Raw genomic sequence first — 21,296 nt, forward strand, 5'->3', positions numbered from 1 at the left:
AGTGTCGCTGACGGATGCGGCGACCCCGGCGCTTAGCCTTGTGAGGCCATGATCCGGTTCGAGAACGTCTCCAAGCACTACCGCGGGACCAGCAAGCCGGCGCTGAGCGACGTCGAGTTCGACGTGCAGCGCGGGGAGTTCGTCTTCCTCGTCGGGGCCTCCGGTTCCGGCAAATCCACCTGCCTCCGGCTCGTCCTCCGTGAGGAGGTGCCGTCGGAGGGACGTGTCGTCGTCCTCGGACGCGACAGCCGCAGCCTGTCGACGCGCAAGGTTCCCTATTTCCGTCGGCACATCGGCTCGGTGTTCCAGGACTTCCGCCTCCTGCCCGGCAAGACCGTCTTCCAGAACGTCGCCTTCAGCCTGCAGGTGATCGGCTCGAGCCGCGCGTTCATCCAGCAGTCGGTGCCCGAGGCCCTCGCCCTCGTCGGGCTGGACGGCAAGCAGAAGCGCCTGCCCCACGAGCTCTCCGGCGGCGAGCAGCAGCGCGTGGCCATCGCCCGCGCGATCGTCAACCGCCCGCAGATCCTGCTCGCCGACGAGCCCACCGGCAACCTCGACCCGGGGACGTCGATCGACATCATGCAACTGCTCGCGCGGATCAACGCGGGCGGGACGACGATCGTCATGGCCACCCACGAGGCCGGCTTCGTCGATCAGATGCAGCGACGCGTGATCGAGCTGCGCGCCGGGGTCGTGGTCCGTGACGAGCGCCACGGCGGGTACGGCGACACGTCGGGTCTTCCCGTCCTCGCTCCCGCCACGGAGAAGGGCGCAGCGGCCACCGCGGCGCTCACCGCCGTCCTCGAACTGCAGAAGCAGATCGCCTCGGGAGGGACGGGACCCGTCGCGGGCTTCCCCGAGCCGGTGGTGCCCGCGGCGCCCGTCGAGCCTCCCGCGCCGGAGCCGGACCAGGTCCTCCCGGCGGTGCCGGTCGTGGCGGATGCCCCGCGGGCGGAGACCGGACCCGTGGACGGTGGCGACCGCGCCGCGACCGCCGCGGAATCCGATACGGGGACGCGCGGCATCCCGATCGTCGCTCCGGAGATCGACCTCGCGACCATCGACGGGTTGGGGGCGGCCGACCGCCTCGGACTGCGGCGCCGCGATGAGGACGAAGAAGTGGGGCCGACGGCATGAGAGTCAGACTCGTGCTGGGTGAGGCCCTGACTGGCCTCCGCCGCAACGCCTCGATGGTGATCTCGGTGGTCCTCGTGACCTTCGTGTCCCTCACGTTCGTAGGGGCGGCCATCCTCATGCAGATGCAGATCGTGAAGATGCAGGGCTACTGGGCCGAGCGGGCCCAGGTCGCCGTCTTCATGTGCCGTGACGATTCGGATGCGACGACCTGCGGCGACGGTGTCGCCACCGAGGAGCAGGTCGCCGCCGTGGCGGAGCGTCTGGAGGGCCCCGCGCTGGACGGCGTCGTCCGGAGCGTTCGCTTCGAGACGCGCGACGAGGCATATCAGAACGTCCTCGACCTGATGGGCGAGGACTACGCCTCGTTCATCACGCCCGAGCAGCTCAACGAGACGTTCTGGGTGAACCTGGTCGACCCTTCGCAGACGGATGTGATCACCGAGGGTTTCACCGGCGTCGAGGGGGTCGAGGAGGTCACCGACCAGATGGAGTACCTCGACCCGCTGTTCTCGGCGCTCACGATCGCCACCTACATCGCGGTCGGCATCGCAGGTCTCATGCTCGTCGCCGCCGTCCTCCTGATCGCGACGACGATCCGCCTCTCGGCGTACGCCCGACGTCGCGAGCTCGGGATCATGCGCCTCGTCGGCGCATCGAACCGCTTCATCCAGACCCCGTTCATCCTCGAGGGCGTCTTCGCTGCGCTGCTGGGTTCTGCGCTGGCGAGCGTCGCGATCTGGCTCGGGGTCCGGTTCGGGGTGCAGGGGTATCTGACCGACCAGATCGATTTCGTGACCACGTGGATCGACGCGTCCGACGCGCTCGTCGTGATCCCCGTGATCGTCGGGCTCGGCCTGGTGCTCGCGGCGCTGTCGGCGAGCTTCGCGATCCGACGATGGCTGCGGACCTGACGCCCGACCTGGTCTAGACTGACAGGCTGGCTGCGCAGAGGGCGCGGTCCGGTGGAGGAGTCATCATGCCCAGGGAACGCGGGGAGCAGGTCGTCGCGACGAATCGTCGCGCGCGGCACGACTACGCGATCGAGAAGACCTATGAGGCCGGTCTCGTCCTCACCGGGACCGAGGTGAAATCGCTCCGGCAGGGGCGTGCGAACCTCACCGACGGGTATGCCTTCATCGACGGCGGTCAGGCGTGGCTCGACGCCGTGCACATCCCCGAGTACTCGCAGGGCCACTGGACCAACCATGCCGCCAAGCGCACCCGCAAGCTGCTCCTGCACAAGGAGGAGATCGTCAAGCTCTCGCACGCCGTGTCGGCCGGGGGATACACCCTCATCCCGATGAAGCTCTACTTCTCGGACGGACGGGCCAAGGTCGAGATCGCAGTGGCCAAGGGCAAGCGCGAGTACGAGAAGCGTCAGACGATCCGCGAGCGCGAGGACAAGCGCGAGGCGGAGCGTGCCATGCGCAGCCGAAACCGGCTCGGCGACTGAGGCTCAGGACGCGCGGAAGCGGACGTCGACCGACGCGGCGATGACGACCGGGGCGGGGGCGAATGCGAACCCCGCCGGCGACGCATCCATCGCCGCCTTCGCGAAGAGGCGCTCGCTCTGCGCGCCCGGCTCGGTCCCCGCCAGCAGCCCTGCGTCGGCGATCTCGATCGGCTCCACGGCCGCCCTGCCGGCGGCTCCCGCGTATCCGGTGGCGCGCTCCCACGCGTCGCCGATGGCCGACGTCGCGGCCTCGCGCTCCGCGTGCGAGCGGGTCTCTGCCCGCAGATCCCACTGCACCGAATGGATGCGGTGACGCTCGTCCGCTGCGACGGCGTCGAGCCAGCCCGAGACCGCTCCCGGATCTGCGAAGACCGCCGCCACCCGGATCTCGGCGTGGTGGACGAGGCTCGAGGACGGCCCGGCATCCGTCCACGGCCGATCGGACCAGACGGTCGCGTCGCCCGCGGACCACTCCTCGACGACGCCGCGGTCTCGGAGAGCCTCGAGGGATGCCCGCAGCGACGCGGCGGCCGTCGTCGCGGTCGCCACGACGTCGACCCGCTCCGGTCCGTCCGCCACGGCCGACACGCTGACGGTCGCCCGCTCCGGTCGGTGCTCGCTGCGGCTCGTGCCACGGACGGTGATGATCAGTTCGGTCATGGTCGAACGCTACGCGGTGCCGGCGGTGGGGGCACCTCTCGGGCGGCGATGACCGCACCTCGGGGGATCCGCTCGATCCCGCGCTTGCCGTCCACGACCGCGTCGACCGCGTCGACCGACAGCAGCTCTCCCAGCGCGTCCGTCGCCTGCCCGGACGGCAGGATGTACCGGATCACGACCCGTCGGCCCGGCTCGGGAAGCTGCCTCACCATCGACCGGGGGCGTAGTTCTTCAGGAAGACACCGAAGAGGTCCTCACCCGCTTCGCCTCGGACGATCGGGTCGTACACCCGCGCGGCGCCGTCGACGAGGTCGAGCGGGGCGTGGAAGCCTTCCTCCGCGAGGCGGATCTTGGTCGGGTGCGGACGCTCGTCGGTGATCCATCCGGTGTCGACGCTCGTCATCAGGATCCCGTCGGTCTCGAACATCTCGCGGGCGCTGGTCCGGGTCAGCATGTTGACGGCGGCTTTCGCCATGTTCGTGTGCGGATGCCCCGCGCCCTTATAGCCGCGGCCGAACACACCCTCCATCGCGCTCACGTTGACGACGTAGGTGCGGCGGGCGGAGCTTGCTGCCAGCGCGGCGCGCAGACGTGAGACGAGGAGGAAGGGCGCCGTGGTGTTGGCGAGCTGCACCTCGAGCATCTCGAGCGGATCGACCTGTTCGACGCGCTGCACCCAGGAGTTGGTGTCCGCGGTGTCGGGGAGCAGGCCACCCGCGTCGATGGCGGTGCCTGCTGCGAGGCGTTCGAGTGAACTCGCGCCCGGCGCGAGGGCCTCGCGGACGAGTCGTCCGACCGGCGCCGTCGGTGCGTCCAGCAGGGGGTGGGGCGCGAACGACCCGCTCAGGGCACGAGGGTGCCGTTCCGCGCTGTGTCCGTACGTCCGCAGTGCGGGGAGGATGCCGTCGGGGAGGGGCTCCGCCTCGGCGTCGACGAGGGGCTGGTACGCCCGCGGCGATCGGCGCACCGTCTGCGTCGCGTTGTTGATGAGGATGTCGAGCGGACCGGCCGCCGCGACGTCGTCGGCGAGCGCCACGACCTGGGCGGGGTCGCGCAGGTCGATGCCGACGACGGTGAGCCGGTGCATCCACTCCGACGCGTCCGGAAGGCTCTGGAAGCGGCGGGCGGCGTCGCGCGGGAAGCGCGTCGTGATCGTCGTCTCGGCGCCGTCACGCAACAGCCGCAACGCGATGTACATGCCGATCTTCGCGCGCCCCCCGGTGAGCAGGGCGCGCCGACCGGTGAGGTCCGTGCGGGCGTCGCGCTTGGCGTGACTGAGGGCCGCGCAATCGGGGCAGAGCTGATGATAGAAGGCATCGACGCGTGTATACGGCTGCTTGCATATGTAGCAGTCGCGAGCCCGCCGCAGTGTGCCCGCGGACGGTGCCGTGATCCGCGCCGCGATGGGGATGCCGCGCGTCTCGTCGTCGATGCGGTCGGGGGCGCCGGTGGCGGTCGCAGCGATCACGGCGCGGTCGGCGGCCGCCTCGCTGTCTCGGATCTCGCGACGTCGCTGGCGACGCGCGGCCTTCACCATCGCCGCCGATGCGTTGCGCAGGAGGAGGATGTCGGGGTGGTCCGAGGGCAGCGTGGGCGCGACCGCCAGGACGCGGAGGGTCACCGCCAGATCGTCGGGATCGATCCCGAGGGCGTCAGAGGGCGCGGGCGCGGTGTCGGGAAGCACACGGAATTCTACGTCGGATCGCCTGTGAGCCTGTTAGCGTGCTGAGGTGACGACGCCGGATGCCGCGGGATACCGTCCTCCCGACGCGGCGACGCGGCCCGTCATCGAAGTCTCCGCAGCGGTCATCCGCGATCGGCACGGGCGGCTGCTCCTGGTGCGCAAGGCCGGCACGACTGCCTTCATGCAGCCGGGCGGCAAGCCCGAGCCCGGTGAGAGTGCAGCGGAGACCTTGTCGCGTGAACTCGAGGAGGAGCTGGGACTGCGGATCGCGCCGGCGTCGCTCCGGAGTGTCGGCACCTTCCGGGCGGCTGCGGCCAACGAAGCGGGCCACGACGTCGTCGCCGCGGTCTTCGACGCGGAGCTCGGTTCGCAGGAGCCTCGGATCGCCGCCGAGATCGCGGAACTCCGATGGGCCTCCGCCGAGGACGCTGAGGTCCTCGACATCGCGCCGCTCGCCCGGCGGTTCTTCCTCACCGTGTGAGATCCGCCAGACCGATCCTCCGGTGCGCGATGGCACAGCGCATCGTGACCGTCAACCCCCTCAGGCGGGGTGAGGTCCGGTCGTAGACCTGTGCTCCACCGGCTGACACCGGTCGGCTGTCGAGAGGAGCAACATGTCGGACATCACATCAGGTGACGTCAGCGAGACGCGCGGATCGGATGCGGGCGGCACCGCGTCGACCGCGGCGCACGAGGCGCGGGACGTGGCATCCACGGCCGGGCACGAGGCGGGGCGCGTCGCCGCCACCGCGAAGGACGAGGCGGGCGCCGTCGCACACGAGGTCGCCGGCCAGGCCCGAGAGCTCTATCACCAGACGCAGGGCGAGCTCCGCGAGCAGGCCGCGCGTCAGCAGGAGCGCGTCGCGTCCGGCCTCCAGGCATTGGCCAGTCAGCTCGGGTCGATGGCGGACGGGGCCGACCAGCAGGGTGTGGCGACGGACCTGGTCCGTCAGGTGTCGGCTCGAGCCGGCGACGTCGGGCACTGGCTCGGCGACCGCGACCCGGGAACCCTGCTCAGCGACGTGAAGTCCTTCGCGCGTCGGAAGCCCGGTGTGTTCATCGGCGTCGCCGCACTGGCGGGCCTCGCCGCCGGACGCTTGACCCGCGCGCTCGCGCAGGGCGCGCCCACGGCAGGCGACACTGCGACAGGCCGCGCCGGCGCATCCCCGGCGGCGACGGGAGCAGCCTCCGCTCCTGTGCAGGACCATGCCACGCCGGTGCAGGAGCGTGCCGGCTACGTTCCCCCCGCCATCCCGCCCGTGGGCGGTGGCCAGGTGGCGCCGGCGGGGGTCGCGCCGGTGTACGACCGAACGCAGGCGGAACGCGACGGCGCACCGTTCATCCCGGGAGGCGACGATGACCGACGCGACGCGTTCTGATCACCCGACGCCGTCCGAGCAGCGGGCGGCGTCCGCGTCCCTGGGCGATCTGCTCAGCGAGGTGACAGGTGACCTGTCGACGCTCATGCGACAGGAGCTCGCGCTCGCGCGGGCGGAGCTGAAGCAGTCCGCGACCAACGCGGGCAAGGGCGCCGGGATGCTGGGCGGCGCGGGGTATGCGGCGCTCATGGCGGTGTTCTTCCTGTCCGTCGCGCTGTGGTGGGCGCTCGGTCAGCTCGTGGGCCTCGGATGGTCCGCGGTCATCGTGGCCGTCCTGTGGGGAGTGATCGGCGCGGTCCTCTTCGTGGTCGGCAAGAAGCAGTTGCAGAAGGTCGAGGGTGCCCCGCAGACGGTGGACACCCTCAAGCGCATCCCCGATGCGGTGAAGAGAAACGAGGAGAACCGATGAGCGACCAGACCCCCGAACAGATCCGCGCCGAGATCGAGCGCACCCGCGGCGAGCTCGGCTCCGACGTCGACGCCCTCGCCGACAAGGTGAATCCGTCGAAGGCGGTGCACCGGCAGACGTCCAAGGTGACAGGCGCATTCCGCTCCGCGCGTGAGAAGGTCATGGGCGCAGCCGACGACGCAGGTGGCTCGGTGTCGGGCGCGGCCTCCTCTGCCGCGCACCACGTCGCCGACGCCGGACACACGGTGGTGCGCAAGGCCGAGGGCAACCCTCTCGCGGTCGGACTGATCGCCTTCGGTGCCGGGCTCCTCGCGGCATCCCTCATCCCGGCGTCGACGAAGGAACGCGAACTCGCTGACCAGGTCAAGGATGCGGCGCAGCCGCTCGTGGACGAGGCGCAGTCCGTCGTGAAGGACGTCGGGGAGCATCTGAAGGAGCCGGCTCAGGATGCTGCCGCGGCCGTGAAGGACACCGCGCAGGACGCCGCCCAGCACGTGAAGGCGGAGGCGACGGATTCCGCGCAGACGGTCACCGACCGCGCCCAGGACGCGAAGGACAACGTCCAGTCGTGACAGACCGGCGGTCGGTGCGGGGGAGCAGCGCCCGCACCGACCGCCTCTTCGCGTCCGGCGCCGCGGAATGGCGCGGCCTCCTCATCCGTTGTAGTCTGAGATGCTCGGGTGCGAGAGCCTCGGGATATGACAACTCCACAGTGCGACAACGGTCCACACGCCGACAGGCGCCACGGGGATGATCGGTTTCGACATCGCCTGTGACTCTGCGGGAAGCGGGCCGAGGATGCAGGGTTATCTCGTTAACGATCTCTGCGAACCAATAACTGCCGATAAGAAGCAGTCTGACTTCGCCCTCGCTGCCTGAGCAGCGAGCCCGAGTCCGTCAGTCCGTGACTGATCCCGTCACGGTTCCTGGCGTCATCTAAGGGATCTTGCTGAGTGACGTCGCCTGAGCGTCACTCGGGACTTTTCTCAGGCTGGGCCCGTCGACTTATGTGTCTGTACTGAATGTCGGGGCCGAGCAGAACGCCTTCTACAGACTGCGCCCGGAGAAGACGCCGTCTCCCAGCGATGGACGGGGGTTCGATTCCCCCCATCTCCACGAACCGTTGTCGCCGCACCAGAGCCTCCGATCATCCCGACCGGGGGCTCTTGTGCGTTTCAGCCCAGATCGATGAGGTCGAGGCCCTGTCGGGTGTCGGACACCTCGACCCAGCCGTCGCCGAAGAGGTAGGTCATGCCGTAGCCCTCGTCATCGAGCCGCAGCGCGAACGCCGGGTCCTCCGTGACCATCACTCCCGTGCCCGTCTCCTCGCGGAGCCACCCCTCCGACACGAGTGCGGCCTGGATCTCCGCGGCGTCGGCGGTCGTGATGGGAGCCCAGCCGAACAGCACGAGATCGTCGTTCGTCGGAGACGAGAAGTCGCCCCAGGTGCACGCGGTCCCGGTCGGGAGCTCGAGGTCGAGGATGACGAAGGGGTCTTCACGCACGGTCCAGCCGGTGGCCTGGAACGAGTCGACCGTGGCGTCCTCGAGCATGTTCTCGCAGGTGACGTCCTCGGGCGCGATGGTCGGTGCCGGGACGGGGGCGGATGCCGTCGGCTGCGGCGCGGTCGGATCCGGCCCCGCGGGCGGGGTCGCCGCCGGCGCGCATCCTGCTGCCCCGAGCGTGCCCACGACGATCGCGAGGAGGATGCCGCTGCGCGCGGCGCGTCGCGTCGGCCTCACGCGCGGAGGGTCTCGAGGACGGTCTCGTGCAACAGTCCGTTGGACGCCAGCGAGGACCGGGCGGACAGGGTCTCGATACCGTCGATGTCGGTGAAGCGGCCGCCCGCCTCGAGCACGATCGGGACGTGGGCGGCGATGTCGTACTCGCGGACGTCGAACTCCGCCACGACCTCGAGCCGTCCCTCCGCGAGCAGCATGTACGGCCAGGCGTCGCCGTACCCACGGTCGCGCCACACCGCCCGGGTGAGTCGCAGCAGATCGTCCGTCCGGCCTGCGGCATCCCACTGTCCGATGCTCTGGAAGCTCACGCTGGCGCGGTCCAGCGTGGAGACGTCGCTCGTGGCGATGCGCCGCTCCCGGCCCGCGGACGTCCGTGTCCACGCGCCGTGGCCTGTGGCCGCCCACCAGCGCCGGCCGATCGCGGGCTGACTCACGACCCCGACCCGCGGGATGCCGTCGACGGTCAGCGCGATGAGGGTCGCCCACATCGGGATGCCCTTCAGGTAGTTCGCGGTGCCGTCGATCGGATCGATGATCCACTGCCTCGAGCCGCTCCCCGACACGCCGTACTCCTCCCCGAAGACCCCGTCCTCGGGGCGCTCAGCGGCGAGGATCCCCCGGATCGCCCGCTCCGTCGCGAGGTCCGCCTCCGTCACGTGCGTCGCGTCCGCCTTGGTGCGCACGTCGAGATCGGGGGCGTCGAACCGTGCCATCGAGGCGGCGTCGGCTGCGTCGGCGATCCGGAGTGCGAGCTCGAGATCGGCACCGAGCTCCTCGTCGGCGCGCCCCCCGGAGGAGGGTGCGGTCCACGGTGTCGGCGAGGCGGCGGAAGTCACCCCCACAGGATAGTCGCGACGCCTCGGTGCGGACCGAGCGCGACGGCTGCCCCGATTCGCGTTCCCTCTGATCGTGATGCTAGTGTTGACCCTCGGTTCGAGTTCTTCGGATCACGCACCTCTAGCTCAATCGGCAGAGCAACTGACTCTTAATCAGTGGGTTCTGGGTTCGAGTCCCAGGGGGTGCACGGACGGCCCCCGATCCGCTCTCGCCAGCGGTTCGGGGGCCTTCTTCATTCCCGAGCCAGGCCCGGGTCAGAGCCACCGCTTGCGCTTGAACACCGCGTACAGGACGGCTGAGCTCGCCACCATCATGCCGAGGGCCATGGGGTAGCCGAACGCCCAGTGCAGCTCGGGCATGTTGTCGAAGTTCATGCCGTAGATCGTGCCCACGAGGGTAGGTCCGAAGAGGATCGCCGCCCAGCCCGAGATCTTCTTCACCTGCTCGTTCTGCTCCAGCGATGTGTCCGTCTGACGTTGCGTCACGAGGGTGGAGTGCACCGTCAACGCGTTGTCGAGGATCGATCGGAACGCGACGATGCGCTCGTTGAGTCGGATCGCGTGATCCTGCACGTCTCGGAGGGAACGCTGCAGCTCGATGTCGACCCCGTACTTGTCCGACCCCTGCAGGAGTCGGTCGAGCATGTCGGTCAGCGGGAGCGTGGATTTGTGGAGCCCGATGACCTCTCGGGCGAGCGCATAGATGCGTTGCGACAGTGAGCCGTCGGCGCCGCTGAACAGTGCTTCCTCGATCTCGTCGATGTCGTCCTCCACCCCTGAGGCGACGGGGGAGTACTCGTCGACGACCTGATCGAGGATCGCGTACAGGACCGCTTCGGGACCCATGCGCAGCAGATCGGGCTGCTCCTCCATGCGGGATCGCACCTGCGAGAGGTCGGGGGAGTCGGCGTGGCGGACGGTGACCACGAAGTCGGGCCCCACGAAGACGTGCAGCTCTCCGAACGACACCGACTCCGTCCGGTCGTCGTAGCGCGCGGGACGCAGCACCACGAACAGCACGTCGCCGTAGCGCTCGAGTTTCGCGCGCTGATGTCCGGCCAGGGCGTCCTCCACTGCGAGTGGATGCAGCGAGAACTCGTCCGCGACCGCAGCCACTTCGTCCTCGGTCGGTCGGAACAGGCCGATCCACGCCATCCCGTGATGCCTGCGGGTGTGTTCGAACGTCTCGCTGAGACTCGACGGGTTCTCGATGCGGCGGCCGTCCACATACACGGCGTTGTCGACGATGGGCACGATCGATTCTCTGCCCGAGGCAGCGGACGGATGCGGCGCCGCGCCGCGCCGTGGTCAGCTCAGCCGAGCGTGGGGCGCAGTTCCGCCTCGACGGCGTCGATGGTGGCGGGCGTCACCTGCCAGCGGGAGGCATCCGAGTCTTCGAAGGTGATCTCGTACGCCTTCACGTCGCGATCGAACTGGACGAGGAACTTCACCGGGAGGGGCTGGCCGTCGGGGTACCGGTCGGCGAGGTACGCCTCGACCGACGGGATCAGCAGTGAGGGGCGCGCGGTGATGGCCGACACCTCACCGCCCGGCGAGTAGGCAAAGCCGGAGATGGCGCTCAACCGCCCGCCGCCGAGGCTGATGACCATGGAGAGGGATTTCCAGTCCTCCCGCGCCCCCATCATGTTCGTGACGATGGCGCGGACGAGGTCAGCGGTGGGGTCGGTGGACATGTCGCTCCTTCGAGACGATCATCGGCCGGTGATGTCCGCGGGAGGGACGCGGTCGAAGATCTGCCCGGGTTGGTTGTAGAAGTGCGGAGTGTTCTGGTAGCGGATCTGACCCGTCGCCGGGTCCGTCACGGTGTAGACGACCTCGAACGTATCAGGGACGGTCGCGCCGGGCGGGTAGACGTCGACCGTGTAATCCACGTGGTAGCCCTGACGGCTCCAGTCGGCCCACTCGTTCTCCATCGTCCGCCAGGGACCGCGGTTGAGATTGGCCATCTGGGGCACGATGCCGGGGTCGGCGGTGTCGCCGAAGAACCGGTGCGCACCGAGGTGACCGCCGTCGTATCCGCCCTCGCCGAGTCGTCCGATATCGGTCGCGTTGTCCCCGCGGGCGGAGCCGCCGAAGTCGTCCCGAATGTGACCGTACTCGGTGATCGGGCGCCCCGTGCTCGGGTCGTAGACGGTGACCTTCGCGTTGCCGCCGCGCGTGGTGATGACGGCGTCGTTGAAGTCGTCCTCGTCTCGGACGCGGCGGACGATCGTGTCGAGGTGCCCGTCCATGTTGTCCGCGAGCTGGTGCAGTCTGTCCTTCATCCGGCCGGCCCCGGTGACGACGGCCTCGCGGGCCTCTCGGAATACCGGCTTCAATCCGCTCATCAGGCGTCGCCTCCGAAGTCGAGCGCGGAGAACTCCGCGAAGAACGTGGACGTGATGGTCTGGATGTCCGCGCCGTGGAGTTTCATGTCGGACCGCGCTGATTCGAGCGCCGCCAGATCCGCGTGGAACTCGTCCGAGTCGCCCGCGGTGCCTTCGACGAGCGGAGCGTCCAGAACCGCGTCGACGATGGCCGGCAGCTGGTCGGCCATCGGCTCGATGACGGCGGGAGCCAGCTGCATGATGAGCTGCTCGACGGCGATGTCCACCGCGGCGTTCAGCAGCTTCTTCTTGATGAGGAGCATCGGACCCGCGCCGGCAGCGCTGATCGGATTGGTGAGCATCGCCACCAGGGTGATCAGCGTCGAGGTGACGTCGATGACGACCTTCATCTTCAGCGCGAAGATCGCCTCGGCGCCGATGTCCATCGCGGTCGCCGCGGGCGGCATGAGATCGATGAGCTTCTGCAGGTTCTGCGAGCGGTTCGCCGTCCACGCCCCGAGGGTGGCGGGACCCGTCTGCCCCTGGATGGCGGTCCCGATGTCGCCCGTGACCTTCCGATCGACCGCCTGGATCACCGACTCGAGGTCGGATCCGTAGCCGCGGAGGAGGTCGGCGCCCTTGCGCACCTCGTCCTCGTCGATGTCAGGCCAATCGAAGCCGAGCTTCTCCATCACCCAGACCAGCTCGTTCGGCAACATCATGCCCATCGCGCCACCTCCCGGTGCGAGCGTACAAAGCGAGACGCGCGGTGGACATGGGGAGCTCTCCCCATGTCCGGTTCGGTCACGACTTCAGCTTCGTGAGCGCCGATCCTTTGTGCGCCGCCTTCGCGCCGGTCTTCTCCGACTCCACGATGAACGACGGCTCGTCGTCGGACGCCGTGAAGTCCTGGCCGTCGAAGGTGAAGTCGCTCGTTTTGCGCTCGGTGATCTTGCCGCGGGTCCGCCCCTGCGAGGTGTTCCAGCTGACGTGGTCGCCCTTCTTCAGGTCTGCCATGTCGATTCCTTTCTGTCCGCCGCGGGGGTCGCGGCTCGGCCGATGGTGATCCGGGTGAGGAGGATGCCGACGAGCAGCGAACCGAGGCCGCCGACCGCCATGTCGCCGATCGTGTCCTGATAGGTCACGAAGATGTCGGGGGCGAGGAAGGTCTTGCCGAGCCACTCGATCATCTCCCAGACCGCGCTGATGGCGAGGCCGATGATCGTCACCAGTACGACGGTCGCGCGACGGGGCGCGTCGGGGCCCGGAGCGATGCGGAACCGCTGGAACGCGAGGTGCAGGGCGGCGGCGATGAGTCCGGTCGCGACGACGTGCACGAGGATGTCCCACCAGGCGACCGAGCGGTACAGGTCGATCACGTTGCTCCAGGCCGCGACGAGGACGGTGACGCCGTAGACGACATCGAATCCGGCCGTCGATCCGAGCAGTCTCGGCACGAGGAGCGCCGGCAGCGCCAGCGCGAGGATGCCGGCATCCGTCACCGTCCACCAGGCGAAGGCGGCGATCACGCTGAGCAGACCGATGACGCGGATGCCGTCGGCAACCCATTCCCAGAGCGTCTCGGGCGGTCGGAGGAAGTGCGCCCTCATCGCGGCACCTCGATCGCCGCATGCAGGGGGAGGTGGTCCGAGGGTGCGATGCCGTCCTCCGGCCGGCCGTCGATCGCGATGCGTTCGACGGTGATGTCGGGGGTCGTCAGGATCCAATCGATGCGGGCCCCGCCGCGCGTCGGCGCCCGATAGCCCGCAAAGGTGCCCCACGCGGGGGTGACGCGCTCCGCCGCCGCGCCCCACGCGTCGACGAGCAGGTCGCCCCGTTGCAGGGCTCGGAGCGCCGTGGACCCGGCGGCGGCGTTCATGTCGCCGAGGACCACCGCCGGCGCTCCCGCCGCGCGCACCGTTGCCCGGATCGCCTCCGAGGAACGGACGCGTGATCGTGGGGAGAACGGATCGAGGTGGGTGTTCACCACGGAGAACCGTCTCCCGTCGAACCGCTCGCGGAACGCCGCGACGACCATCACGCGAGGCATCGGATTGCCCCACGACATCGAGCCGGCGACCTCGGGCGCATCGGACAAGGCCAGCTGCCGACTCTCCAGCAGCTCGAGCCGGTCTCGGTCGTAGAAGACGGGGCATCCTTCACCGCGGCGCCCGCGCTGTCTGCCCTCGCCGACGCGCGCATAGGAGGAGCCGAGCGCGGCGAGCATCATCTCCGCCGGGCCGGGGAAGACCTCCTGGGCGCCGAGGACCGTCGGACGTTCCCGCTCCAGCCTGCGCGCCAGGGCCGGACCGCGACGCTCCCACCGATCCGCGGCCCTCGTCAGGAGGCGGGGGACCGGGCGGCGGATGTTGGCCGTTGCGATGTGTATGAGCGGCGGATCGACCGCCCCGAGGACGGTCCTCACGCGGCGACCCCCGTCGCGGCGGGAGGGTGCACCGCGTCACGGTGGCTGGCGGCCAGGCGCACCCACCGCACCGGGGGGAACTCGTGCGGCCAGTGACGGACGACGGTGCGGACGCCTCGCGCGATCCGACGCCGGAACGCGCGAGCGGATGCGAACGGCCGCATCGACATCCCCATCGCGGCACCCGTGATCGGGCGGACCCGATGCCGACCACCCACGTGGAACGCGAGGTCGAGGTCGTCGTGCAGCTCGGGATCGAGTCGGTGGACGTGCGGGCTCACGGCCCGCCACGCCGTGCGACGGATGGCGAAGTTCGAGCCGAAGACGGGGACGTGGCCGAGGGTCGGGGTGAGGACCGCCGCATACGCCCCGAGGTAGCAGAGGGCTAGCGACGACCTGAGCCATCGCGGACCGTCGATGAACCGCGCACCGCCGGCGAAGACGGCGACCTCGGGCATCCGGTGCGCCGCGGATGTCATCGCGTCGACCCAACTCGCGGCGGGGATGCAGTCCGCGTCCAGACGGAGGATCAGGTCCCCTTGCGCCGCATCGTAGCCGGCCGCCGCTGCCGCCGGGATCCCCGGCTCATGGCAGACCACCACGACGGCGCCGCCGTCCCGCGCGACCGACGCCGAGGCATCCGTCGAGCCGTTGTCGACCACGATGATCTCGTCGGCCGGCCTCGTCTGCAGCGCGAGGGCCCGCAGGCACCGCCGCAACCCGTCCGCGTCGTCCTTCACGGGGATGACGACGGACACGGCTGCGGTGGCGAGCTGCGGGCCCTCGTGGTGCATGCGGTCAGTCGAGGTTCGCTGCGATCCACTCGGCGGCGATGTCCTCGGTGGAGCGCTGGTCGACGGAGGACTGCACGTTCATCGCGACGAGCTCCTCCGGTGTCATGGCTGCGCTCACGGCGTTGATGACATCCGCGATCTCGTCGGCGACGTCCGAGCTCGCGATCGGGACGACGTTGGAGGCGAGGAAGAGCCCCTCCGGGTCTTCGAGGGTCACAAGGTCCTCGGTCTCGATGCGCGGGTCTGCGCTGTAGACGTTGGCGATCTGGATGTTGCCCGCGACCAGCTCGTCGACCGTCGTGTCGGCGGTGGCTTCGAACTGCACGTCGACGTCGTAGACCGACTTCAGGCCCTCGGGGCCGTAGGGACGCGTCTCGAGCTCCGGCGCGCCGCCGAGCGTGAGCCCCTCGATGCCGGCGAGGTCGCCGATCTCGGTCAGGTCGTTCTCCTCGGCGAAGGCCGCCGTGACGTTGTACGAGTCCTGGTCGGTTGCGGGCGAGTAGTCGAGGGCCGTGAGCCCGTCGGGCAGCGCCTCCTGCAGGGCGGCGTAGACGTCGTCCGCCGTGGTGGCGGTGGCGTCGGCGTCGAAGTACTGCAGCAGGTTGCCCGTGTACTCGGGGAACAGGTTGATGGATCCGTCCTCGAGCGAGGGCATGTAGGCGTCTCGCTGACCGATGGAGAAGTTCCGCTCGACGGTGAAGTCGGCGTTCTCGAGGGCCTGCGCGTAGATCTCGGCGATGATCTCGTTCGACGGGTACTGCTGCGAGCCGATGACGATCGTCGAGGAGTCTCCGCCGTTCCCGCCGCCGCCTCCGCTGGGGCTGCCGCCTTCGAGGGAGTCGCTCGATCCGCAGGCGGAGAGGGCGAACGCGGCAACAGCGGCGAGGCCGAGGGCGGGCAGGACACGGGTGCGTGAGATGGACATGGTTGCCTCCGGGTGGGGTGGTGGTCGGGTTGCTGTGGTCAGGTGGACGGGACGGCCGCCCGCTTCGCGCGGCGGGACGAACGGGACTGGTTCTGCACGGTGACGCCGCGCGGGACGAGGACGCGCTGCAGGAGCGCGAAGACGGCATCCAGGACGAGGGCGAGCACGACGACGACGATCGACGCGCCGAGGATCTGCGCCGAGTTGCGGGTCTGGATGCCCTGGATGAGCGCGAAGCCGAGGCCGCCGAGCCCGACATAGGCGGCGATGGTCACGGTCGCGACGACCTGGAGGACGGCAGAGCGGATGCCGCCGATGAGGAGGGGGAGCCCGAGGGGGACCTCGATCTTCCACAGCACCTGCATCGGCGTCATGCCGACCGCGCGTCCCGCCTCGATCGTCGTGCGTCCGACCGCTTCGATCCCGGCGTACGCTCCGGCGAGGATCGAGGGGATCGCCAGGAGGACGAACGCGACGACGGCTGCCTGCTCCTTGAAATTGACGCCGATCAGCAGGTAGAGCAGGACGACGAGTCCCAGCGATGGCAACGCACGAGCCGCCCCGGACAGGAAGACGGCTACTTCTCGGCCGCGGCCGGTGTGGCCGATCGCCCAGCCGGCGGGGATCGCGACGGCGGCCGCGATCGCGACCGAGCCGAACGTGTACCCCAGATGCTGCAGGACGGCCTCCCACAGCGGCAGATAGCCGGTGGTGCGGTCGGGGGAGAAGATCCAGGCGAAGGCCTCGAAGAAGACGTTCACGCCGTCACCTCCCGGGCGATCGGACGCTCTCGCGGGGCGCGGGTGCGTCGCGTCCACGGCATCAGCGCGCGGCCCGCGAGGACCAGGATCAGATCGATGAGCAGGGCGATGACGACGACGGCGAGGACGCCCGCGAGGACTTCGGGGATGATGCGCCGCTGCGACCCGTTCGTGAAGAGGTAGCCGAGGTTCTGGACCCCGATCAGCGCACCGACGGTGGCCAGGGAGATGGTCGACACCGCCGTGACGCGGAGGCCCGCGAGCATGACCGGTCCGGCCAGGGGGAAATCGACCGTCCAGAAGCGTCGCCACGAGCCGAAGCCCACCGCCACCGCGGCCGCCCGCACGGACGTCTCCACGGATGCGAGGCCGTCGGTCACCGAGCGGGTCATGATCGCGACCGCGTAGATGGTGAGGGCGACGACGAGGTTCGTCTCGGAGAGGAGGCCGATCCCGGTCGTCGCGCTGATCAGGGCGAAGAGTCCGAACGACGGGATCGTGTAGAGGATGCTGACGGCGCCGAGCACCGTCCCGCGGAGGCGGGTGAAGCGGAACGCCGCCCAGCCGATCGGGATCGCGATCACGAACCCGAGGACGATCGCCACCGCGCTCTGCCGCAGGTGGGCGACGGTGAGCCGCCCGATGAGATCGAGATTGTCGAGCACCCAGTTCACGGGATCGTCACCGTCCGGTGCCGGGGTCACCGTCGACGAGGACGCCCTGCGTGCGACCCGAGTCGTCGACCAATACCGTGCCGCGATCGGTGCGTTTCGCGCGCAGCGCCCGCGCGCCGCGGTCGGTGCCGATGAAGCTCGCGACGAACTCGTCGGCCGGTGCCTCGATGATCTCGGACGGCGTGCCCCGCTGGGCGATGCGGGCACCCTTCTGCAGGATCACCACCTGGTCGCCGAGGAGGAAGGCTTCGTCGATGTCGTGTGTGACGAAGACGATCGTCTTGTCGAGCTCCCGCTGCAGGCGGATGACCTCGGCTTGGAGCTCCTTCCGCACGATCGGGTCGACGGCGCCGAACGGCTCGTCCATGAGCAGGATGTTGGGGTCGGCCGCGAGCGCCCGCGCGACCCCCACCCGCTGCTGCTGTCCGCCTGAGAGTTGCGCGGGATATCGGTCGGCGAACGCCGTGTCGAGGCCCACGACCTCCATCAGCTCCAGCGCACGGGTGCGTGCCGCGCTGCGCGAGGCGCCGGTCAGGACGGGGACGGTGGCGATGTTGTCGGCAACGGTGTAATGGGGCAGCAGTCCGGCGTTCTGCAGGACGTATCCGATGCTCCGCCGCAATTGCACGGCGTCGCGGGAGCGGATGGATTCCCCGTCGATGGTGATGTCGCCCGAGGTCGGTTCGATCAGCCGGTTGATCATCCGCAGCAGCGTCGTCTTGCCGCATCCGGACGAACCGACGAGGACCGTGGTCTGTCGTGCCGGCATGACGATGCTGACGTCGTCGACGGCGGCGGGGCCGTCGCCGAATCGCTTCGTGACGGATCGGAACTCGATCGCCATGGGGGTCCTTTCGGCCGGTGACTCAGCCAACCACAGACCTCCGACATGTCGGGAGTGCGCCGCGTCTATTGACGTCACATGCGAGGTGTGCAAACGCCGGGTGTCAAACCGGCGGTCGGTGGGGCCGCGCTCACTACGGTGAGGACATGAGCACACGCGAGTACGACCTCATCGTGATCGGAGCGGGACCCGTCGGAGAGAATGTCGCCGATCGTGCGGTGCGCGGCGGATTGACTGCCGCGATCGTCGAGAGCGAGCTGGTCGGCGGAGAGTGCTCCTACTGGGCGTGCATGCCATCGAAGGCTCTGCTGCGGGCGCCTGCTGCGCTGCGTGCCGCGCGCGACGTGGCCGGTGCTGCCGAAGCCGTCACAGGCGACCTCGATGTGCACGCCGTGCTCGCCCGACGCGACCGCATCGTGCACGAGTACCAGGACACGTCGCAGGTGGAGTGGCTGCAGAGCGCCGGCATCGATCTGGTCCGCGGACACGGTCGACTGTCGGGGGAGAGGGAGGTCACGGTCGAGTCGGCGGACGGGTCCGCGACGGTCCTGCGCGCCCGGCAGGCCGTGGCTGTCTGCACCGGCTCGGCGGCACTGCTCCCCGACATCCCGGGCCTCGCCGATGCGGCGCCGTGGACGAGCCGCGAGGCGACGGGCGTCCGTACCGTCCCGGCCTCGTTGGCGATCCTCGGCGGAGGTGTCGTCGGGCTCGAGATGGCCACCGCGTTCGTGGCACTCGGTTCGCGTGTGACCGTCATCGCCCGGTCGCGGCTCCTCGGCGGACTGGAGGAATTCGCCGGTGCAGCGGTGCGGGACGCCCTCGTCTCCGCCGGCGCGGACGTGCGCACGGGCGCCGACGTCGAGCGCGTCGAGCGGTCCGCGGACGGGGAGGTGGTGATCAGCCTCGACGACGGTGGGGAGGTGCGCGCCGCAGAGATCCTCGTCGCGACGGGCCGCGTCCCACGGACGCAGGACGTCGGACTCGACGTCGTCGGGATCGATCCCGGCTCCTGGATCGACGTCGACGACTCGATGCGGGTGCCCGGGAGCGAGTGGCTGTACGCCGCCGGAGACGTGAACCACCGCGCCCTGCTGACGCACCAGGGGAAGTACCAGGCGCGGGTCGCCGGTGACGTCATCGCCCGGCGCGCGACGTCCACCGATGTCGACACGTCGCCGTGGAGCCCGCTCGCCGCGACCGCCGATCACTCCGCCGTCCCGCAGGTCGTCTTCACCGAGCCCGAGATCGCCGCCGTCGGTCACACCGAGGCATCCGCTCGCGCCGCCGGCATCCAGGTCAAGATCGTCGACTACGACCTCTCATGGGTCGCCGGCGCGAGCACGCAGTCCGACCGGTACGAGGGGCGCTCGCGCGCCGTCATCGATGCGGAACGAGGCGTCCTGGTCGGGGCGACCTTCGTCGGTCCCGACGTGGCGGAGCTGCTGCACGCCGCGACGATCGCGATCGTCGGAGAGGTGCCGCTGCACCGACTCTGGCACGCGGTGCCGGCCTATCCGACGGTCAGTGAAGTCTGGCTGCGCTGGCTCGAGACGGCCGGCCTCTGAGGGGGAGCGTCCGCCTCATCGCCGACGGACGGACTGGATGCGGGTCGTCAGCTGATGCGCATGCGCGAGGAGCAGGCGCCCCAGCTGCGGCAGGCGGTCGCGATCGAACCGGAACTCCACGCCGGTGAGGCTGAGGGCCCACGCAGGCGCTCCGTCGCGGTCGAAGACGGCGGCACCGAGGCCCCACGAACCCGCGACGATGAGACCGGGGTTGACGGCATAGCCGCGGTCGCGGGTGTCTCCGATACGGGCGCGCAGGGCGTCCGCATCATGGGCACCGCCCCACCGGTCGGCGAGCTCCGGGTGGCGGTCGAGGTAGGCATCCACCTCCGATGGAGGCAGGAACGACAGGATCGCGAGTCCCGCCGACGCCACCCCAAGGGGGAACCTCACGCCCTCGCTGAGGACGAATGACCGGATCGGGAACGACCCCTCCTCGCGCATGAGGCAGACGGTCTCGTCGCCGCGTCGCACCGAGAGGAACGCGCTCTCCTCCGTCTTGACGGCCAGGGATCGGACGATGTCGCCCGCGACGTGCGTGATGTCGTACCGCGGTGCGGCGGCCGCCCCCATGAGGAACAGCTCCGGTCCCGCAAGCCATCTCGACGTCCGCTCGTCCTGATCGACCAGGCCCTCAGCGCGGAGTGCGCTGAGCAGGCGGTGGGTGGTCGATCGGGACAGGGATGCCTCCGCGGCCAGCTCGCGGACGCCCTTCCCCTCCATGCCCGCGGCGCTGACCAGGCGCAGCAGATGCGCCGCCCTGGCGATCGCCTGAGCGCCGGGCACCGACTGCGCAGGGCGTTCCACGATATGGACGCTAGGCGTTCGGTGCACCACATCGCAATCGCGGTCTGGCCGCGGTATCCGTCCGAGGGCGATGCTGAGGCGACACACGAAGGAGTGCGCGTGATCGACAAGACCTTTCCATCCGCGGCCGACGCGGTCTCCGACATCCCCGACGGTGCGAGCATCGCCGTCGGGGGGTTCGGACTGTCCGGCAACCCGATCGCCCTGATCGAGGCGCTGCTCGCACAGGGCACGACCGATCTCTCCGTCGTCTCGAACAACTGCGGGGTCGACGACTGGGGACTGGGCGTCCTCCTCCATGCGCACCGCATCCGGAAGATGACCTCGTCCTACGTCGGCGAGAACAAGGAGTTCGAACGGCAGTTCCTCTCCGGTGAGCTCGAGCTCGAGCTCACGCCGCAGGGCACGCTCGCAGAGAAGCTGCGAGCCGGGGGAGCGGGCATCGCCGCATTCTTCACCCAGACCGGCGTGGGGACCCAGGTGGCTGAGGGCGGGTTGCCGCGGAGGTACGACGGGGCCGGTGGCATCGCCGTCGCATCACCTCCGAAGGATGTCCGGACCTTCGCCCCCGGCGGTGAGGAACGGCAGTTCGTGCTCGAGGAGGCGATCGTCACCGACTTCGCGCTGGTGCATGCGCTCCGCGGAGATCGGCACGGCAACCTCGTGTTCAACAAGGCGGCCCGCAACTTCAACCCGCTCGCCGCGATGGCCGGACGCGTCTGCATCGCGCAGGTGGAGGAGCTCGTCGAGCCCGGTCGGTTGGATCCCGACGCCGTGCACCTGCCGGGCGTCTTCGTCCACCGGATCGTGAAGGTCGGGTCGGCGATCGAGAAGCGCATCGAGCGGCGCACCGTCGCGTCCGAGGAGGAGTGAG

At 69.8% G+C, this 21,296-nt stretch carries 26 protein-coding genes, 1 tRNA gene and 1 other RNA gene; 11 read left to right on the forward strand and 17 right to left on the reverse strand.

Annotated features, from left to right (window positions below; genetic code table 11):
• The first annotated feature begins 48 nt into the window (after nucleotides 1–48).
• From ftsE to smpB, 3 genes are all read left to right on the forward strand, one after another.
• Nucleotides 49–1,137 carry a cell division ATP-binding protein FtsE gene (gene ftsE, locus KZX17_RS11045; protein WP_248173304.1) on the forward strand — a complete coding sequence of 363 codons (1,089 nt, stop codon included), beginning with the start codon at nucleotides 49–51 and terminating at the stop codon, nucleotides 1,135–1,137.
• A complete protein-coding gene (gene ftsX / locus KZX17_RS11050) occupies nucleotides 1,134–2,048 on the forward strand; it encodes a permease-like cell division protein FtsX (protein ID WP_248173307.1) in 915 nt (304 codons plus the stop codon). Before ftsE ends, ftsX begins: the two co-directional genes overlap by 4 nt.
• Nucleotides 2,049–2,113: 65 nt before the next feature.
• Nucleotides 2,114–2,590: an SsrA-binding protein SmpB gene (smpB, locus tag KZX17_RS11055; RefSeq protein WP_248173310.1), complete on the forward strand. Its 477-nt coding sequence runs from the start codon at nucleotides 2,114–2,116 to the stop codon at nucleotides 2,588–2,590.
• A 3-nt stretch (nucleotides 2,591–2,593) separates the two neighbouring features.
• Here the strand turns inward: smpB and KZX17_RS11060 are convergent, their stop codons facing one another.
• Together KZX17_RS11060 and KZX17_RS11065 are read right to left on the reverse strand one after the other, a co-directional pair.
• Nucleotides 2,594–3,250 (reverse strand): SIMPL domain-containing protein, encoded by a 657-nt coding sequence (locus KZX17_RS11060; protein ID WP_248173312.1) that lies wholly within the window; start codon nucleotides 3,248–3,250, stop codon nucleotides 2,594–2,596.
• A 205-nt stretch (nucleotides 3,251–3,455) separates the two neighbouring features.
• Nucleotides 3,456–4,934, reverse strand: coding sequence for an SDR family NAD(P)-dependent oxidoreductase (locus KZX17_RS11065; protein WP_248173314.1), 1,479 nt, complete (start codon nucleotides 4,932–4,934; stop codon nucleotides 3,456–3,458).
• A 46-nt stretch (nucleotides 4,935–4,980) separates the two neighbouring features.
• Here KZX17_RS11065 and KZX17_RS11070 point away from each other — a divergent pair, with 46 nt between their 5' ends.
• The 5 genes from KZX17_RS11070 to ssrA all read left to right on the forward strand — a co-directional run bounded on the left by KZX17_RS11070 (nucleotide 4,981) and on the right by ssrA (nucleotide 7,841).
• Complete coding sequence (locus KZX17_RS11070; protein ID WP_248173317.1) at nucleotides 4,981–5,415, forward strand: NUDIX domain-containing protein; 435 nt, start codon at nucleotides 4,981–4,983, stop codon at nucleotides 5,413–5,415.
• A 133-nt stretch (nucleotides 5,416–5,548) separates the two neighbouring features.
• The gene (locus KZX17_RS11075; protein ID WP_248173320.1) at nucleotides 5,549–6,313 is read left to right on the forward strand and encodes a hypothetical protein; all 765 of its coding nucleotides are present in this window, start codon (nucleotides 5,549–5,551) and stop codon (nucleotides 6,311–6,313) included.
• A complete protein-coding gene (locus tag KZX17_RS11080) occupies nucleotides 6,291–6,722 on the forward strand; it encodes a phage holin family protein (RefSeq protein ID WP_248173323.1) in 432 nt (143 codons plus the stop codon). The genes KZX17_RS11075 and KZX17_RS11080 overlap by 23 nt, the downstream gene beginning before the upstream one ends.
• Complete coding sequence (locus KZX17_RS11085; RefSeq protein ID WP_248173326.1) at nucleotides 6,719–7,294, forward strand: DUF3618 domain-containing protein; 576 nt, start codon at nucleotides 6,719–6,721, stop codon at nucleotides 7,292–7,294. Before KZX17_RS11080 ends, KZX17_RS11085 begins: the two co-directional genes overlap by 4 nt.
• 174 nt (nucleotides 7,295–7,468) lie before the next feature.
• Nucleotides 7,469–7,841: a transfer-messenger RNA gene (ssrA, locus tag KZX17_RS11090) on the forward strand.
• Between the two features lie 56 nt (nucleotides 7,842–7,897).
• Here the strand turns inward: ssrA and KZX17_RS11095 are convergent.
• Nucleotides 7,898–8,464 carry a hypothetical protein gene (locus KZX17_RS11095; RefSeq protein ID WP_248173329.1) on the reverse strand — a complete coding sequence of 189 codons (567 nt, stop codon included), beginning with the start codon at nucleotides 8,462–8,464 and terminating at the stop codon, nucleotides 7,898–7,900.
• Entirely contained in the window at nucleotides 8,461–9,300 is an 840-nt protein-coding gene (locus tag KZX17_RS11100) for an inositol monophosphatase (RefSeq protein WP_374107945.1), read from the reverse strand. Before KZX17_RS11100 ends, KZX17_RS11095 begins: the two co-directional genes overlap by 4 nt.
• A gap of 115 nt (nucleotides 9,301–9,415) precedes the next feature.
• On the opposite strand from KZX17_RS11100, the gene KZX17_RS11105 reads away from it, so the two are divergent.
• Nucleotides 9,416–9,488: transfer RNA gene (locus KZX17_RS11105), tRNA-Lys, on the forward strand.
• A 67-nt stretch (nucleotides 9,489–9,555) separates the two neighbouring features.
• Here KZX17_RS11105 and corA read toward each other — a convergent pair.
• The 12 genes from corA to KZX17_RS11165 all read right to left on the reverse strand — a co-directional run bounded on the left by corA (nucleotide 9,556) and on the right by KZX17_RS11165 (nucleotide 18,050).
• Entirely contained in the window at nucleotides 9,556–10,554 is a 999-nt protein-coding gene (gene corA / locus KZX17_RS11110; protein ID WP_248173332.1) for a magnesium/cobalt transporter CorA, read from the reverse strand.
• A 59-nt stretch (nucleotides 10,555–10,613) separates the two neighbouring features.
• Nucleotides 10,614–10,994: a hypothetical protein gene (locus tag KZX17_RS11115; RefSeq protein ID WP_248173335.1), complete on the reverse strand. Its 381-nt coding sequence runs from the start codon at nucleotides 10,992–10,994 to the stop codon at nucleotides 10,614–10,616.
• Nucleotides 10,995–11,012: 18 nt separating this feature from the next.
• Nucleotides 11,013–11,648 (reverse strand): DNA/RNA non-specific endonuclease, encoded by a 636-nt coding sequence (locus tag KZX17_RS11120; RefSeq protein WP_248173338.1) that lies wholly within the window; start codon nucleotides 11,646–11,648, stop codon nucleotides 11,013–11,015.
• The gene (locus KZX17_RS11125) at nucleotides 11,648–12,349 is read right to left on the reverse strand and encodes a hypothetical protein (RefSeq protein WP_248173347.1); all 702 of its coding nucleotides are present in this window, start codon (nucleotides 12,347–12,349) and stop codon (nucleotides 11,648–11,650) included. Before KZX17_RS11125 ends, KZX17_RS11120 begins: the two co-directional genes overlap by 1 nt.
• Nucleotides 12,350–12,431: 82 nt before the next feature.
• Nucleotides 12,432–12,644: a DUF2945 domain-containing protein gene (locus KZX17_RS11130; RefSeq protein WP_248173351.1), complete on the reverse strand. Its 213-nt coding sequence runs from the start codon at nucleotides 12,642–12,644 to the stop codon at nucleotides 12,432–12,434.
• Nucleotides 12,632–13,237 (reverse strand): DUF2238 domain-containing protein, encoded by a 606-nt coding sequence (locus KZX17_RS11135; RefSeq protein WP_248173354.1) that lies wholly within the window; start codon nucleotides 13,235–13,237, stop codon nucleotides 12,632–12,634. The genes KZX17_RS11130 and KZX17_RS11135 overlap by 13 nt, the downstream gene beginning before the upstream one ends.
• Nucleotides 13,234–14,052, reverse strand: a complete 819-nt coding sequence (locus tag KZX17_RS11140) for an endonuclease/exonuclease/phosphatase family protein (RefSeq protein ID WP_248173357.1) — start codon at nucleotides 14,050–14,052, stop codon at nucleotides 13,234–13,236. Before KZX17_RS11140 ends, KZX17_RS11135 begins: the two co-directional genes overlap by 4 nt.
• Nucleotides 14,049–14,846 carry a glycosyltransferase family A protein gene (locus tag KZX17_RS11145; protein ID WP_248173360.1) on the reverse strand — a complete coding sequence of 266 codons (798 nt, stop codon included), beginning with the start codon at nucleotides 14,844–14,846 and terminating at the stop codon, nucleotides 14,049–14,051. Before KZX17_RS11145 ends, KZX17_RS11140 begins: the two co-directional genes overlap by 4 nt.
• Before the next feature lie 4 nt (nucleotides 14,847–14,850).
• Nucleotides 14,851–15,771, reverse strand: a complete 921-nt coding sequence (locus KZX17_RS11150; protein WP_248173364.1) for an ABC transporter substrate-binding protein — start codon at nucleotides 15,769–15,771, stop codon at nucleotides 14,851–14,853.
• Between the two features lie 38 nt (nucleotides 15,772–15,809).
• Nucleotides 15,810–16,532 (reverse strand): ABC transporter permease subunit, encoded by a 723-nt coding sequence (locus tag KZX17_RS11155; RefSeq protein WP_248173367.1) that lies wholly within the window; start codon nucleotides 16,530–16,532, stop codon nucleotides 15,810–15,812.
• Nucleotides 16,529–17,206, reverse strand: a complete 678-nt coding sequence (locus KZX17_RS11160) for an ABC transporter permease (RefSeq protein WP_248173370.1) — start codon at nucleotides 17,204–17,206, stop codon at nucleotides 16,529–16,531. Before KZX17_RS11160 ends, KZX17_RS11155 begins: the two co-directional genes overlap by 4 nt.
• Nucleotides 17,207–17,213: 7 nt before the next feature.
• Nucleotides 17,214–18,050 carry an ABC transporter ATP-binding protein gene (locus KZX17_RS11165; protein ID WP_248173373.1) on the reverse strand — a complete coding sequence of 279 codons (837 nt, stop codon included), beginning with the start codon at nucleotides 18,048–18,050 and terminating at the stop codon, nucleotides 17,214–17,216.
• Between the two features lie 146 nt (nucleotides 18,051–18,196).
• Here KZX17_RS11165 and KZX17_RS11170 point away from each other — a divergent pair, with 146 nt between their 5' ends.
• Complete coding sequence (locus KZX17_RS11170) at nucleotides 18,197–19,615, forward strand: NAD(P)/FAD-dependent oxidoreductase (RefSeq protein WP_248173376.1); 1,419 nt, start codon at nucleotides 18,197–18,199, stop codon at nucleotides 19,613–19,615.
• Between the two features lie 15 nt (nucleotides 19,616–19,630).
• On the opposite strand, the gene KZX17_RS11175 is transcribed toward KZX17_RS11170, so the two are convergent.
• The gene (locus tag KZX17_RS11175) at nucleotides 19,631–20,422 is read right to left on the reverse strand and encodes an IclR family transcriptional regulator (protein WP_248173379.1); all 792 of its coding nucleotides are present in this window, start codon (nucleotides 20,420–20,422) and stop codon (nucleotides 19,631–19,633) included.
• Between the two features lie 99 nt (nucleotides 20,423–20,521).
• On the opposite strand from KZX17_RS11175, the gene KZX17_RS11180 reads away from it, so the two are divergent.
• Nucleotides 20,522–21,295: a CoA transferase subunit A gene (locus tag KZX17_RS11180; RefSeq protein WP_248173382.1), complete on the forward strand. Its 774-nt coding sequence runs from the start codon at nucleotides 20,522–20,524 to the stop codon at nucleotides 21,293–21,295.
• Nucleotide 21,296: the final 1 nt, after the last annotated feature.

It is taken from the genome of Microbacterium sp. EYE_78 (genome assembly GCF_023149035.1).
Classification (GTDB): Bacteria; Actinomycetota; Actinomycetes; order Actinomycetales; family Microbacteriaceae; genus Microbacterium.

Coding starts and splice junctions, on each gene's coding strand:
- ftsE (WP_248173304.1), top strand. CDS start 49: ATGATCCGGTTCGAGAACGTCTCCAAGCACTACCGCGGGACCAGCAAG.
- ftsX (WP_248173307.1), top strand. CDS start 1,134: ATGAGAGTCAGACTCGTGCTGGGTGAGGCCCTGACTGGCCTCCGCCGC.
- smpB (WP_248173310.1), top strand. CDS start 2,114: ATGCCCAGGGAACGCGGGGAGCAGGTCGTCGCGACGAATCGTCGCGCG.
- KZX17_RS11060 (WP_248173312.1), bottom strand. CDS start 3,250: ATGACCGAACTGATCATCACCGTCCGTGGCACGAGCCGCAGCGAGCAC.
- KZX17_RS11075 (WP_248173320.1), top strand. CDS start 5,549: ATGTCGGACATCACATCAGGTGACGTCAGCGAGACGCGCGGATCGGAT.
- KZX17_RS11080 (WP_248173323.1), top strand. CDS start 6,291: ATGACCGACGCGACGCGTTCTGATCACCCGACGCCGTCCGAGCAGCGG.
- KZX17_RS11085 (WP_248173326.1), top strand. CDS start 6,719: ATGAGCGACCAGACCCCCGAACAGATCCGCGCCGAGATCGAGCGCACC.
- KZX17_RS11115 (WP_248173335.1), bottom strand. CDS start 10,994: ATGTCCACCGACCCCACCGCTGACCTCGTCCGCGCCATCGTCACGAAC.
- KZX17_RS11120 (WP_248173338.1), bottom strand. CDS start 11,648: ATGAGCGGATTGAAGCCGGTATTCCGAGAGGCCCGCGAGGCCGTCGTC.
- KZX17_RS11125 (WP_248173347.1), bottom strand. CDS start 12,349: ATGATGTTGCCGAACGAGCTGGTCTGGGTGATGGAGAAGCTCGGCTTC.
- KZX17_RS11130 (WP_248173351.1), bottom strand. CDS start 12,644: ATGGCAGACCTGAAGAAGGGCGACCACGTCAGCTGGAACACCTCGCAG.
- KZX17_RS11135 (WP_248173354.1), bottom strand. CDS start 13,237: ATGAGGGCGCACTTCCTCCGACCGCCCGAGACGCTCTGGGAATGGGTT.
- KZX17_RS11145 (WP_248173360.1), bottom strand. CDS start 14,846: ATGCACCACGAGGGCCCGCAGCTCGCCACCGCAGCCGTGTCCGTCGTC.
- KZX17_RS11150 (WP_248173364.1), bottom strand. CDS start 15,771: ATGTCCATCTCACGCACCCGTGTCCTGCCCGCCCTCGGCCTCGCCGCT.
- KZX17_RS11165 (WP_248173373.1), bottom strand. CDS start 18,050: ATGGCGATCGAGTTCCGATCCGTCACGAAGCGATTCGGCGACGGCCCC.
- KZX17_RS11170 (WP_248173376.1), top strand. CDS start 18,197: ATGAGCACACGCGAGTACGACCTCATCGTGATCGGAGCGGGACCCGTC.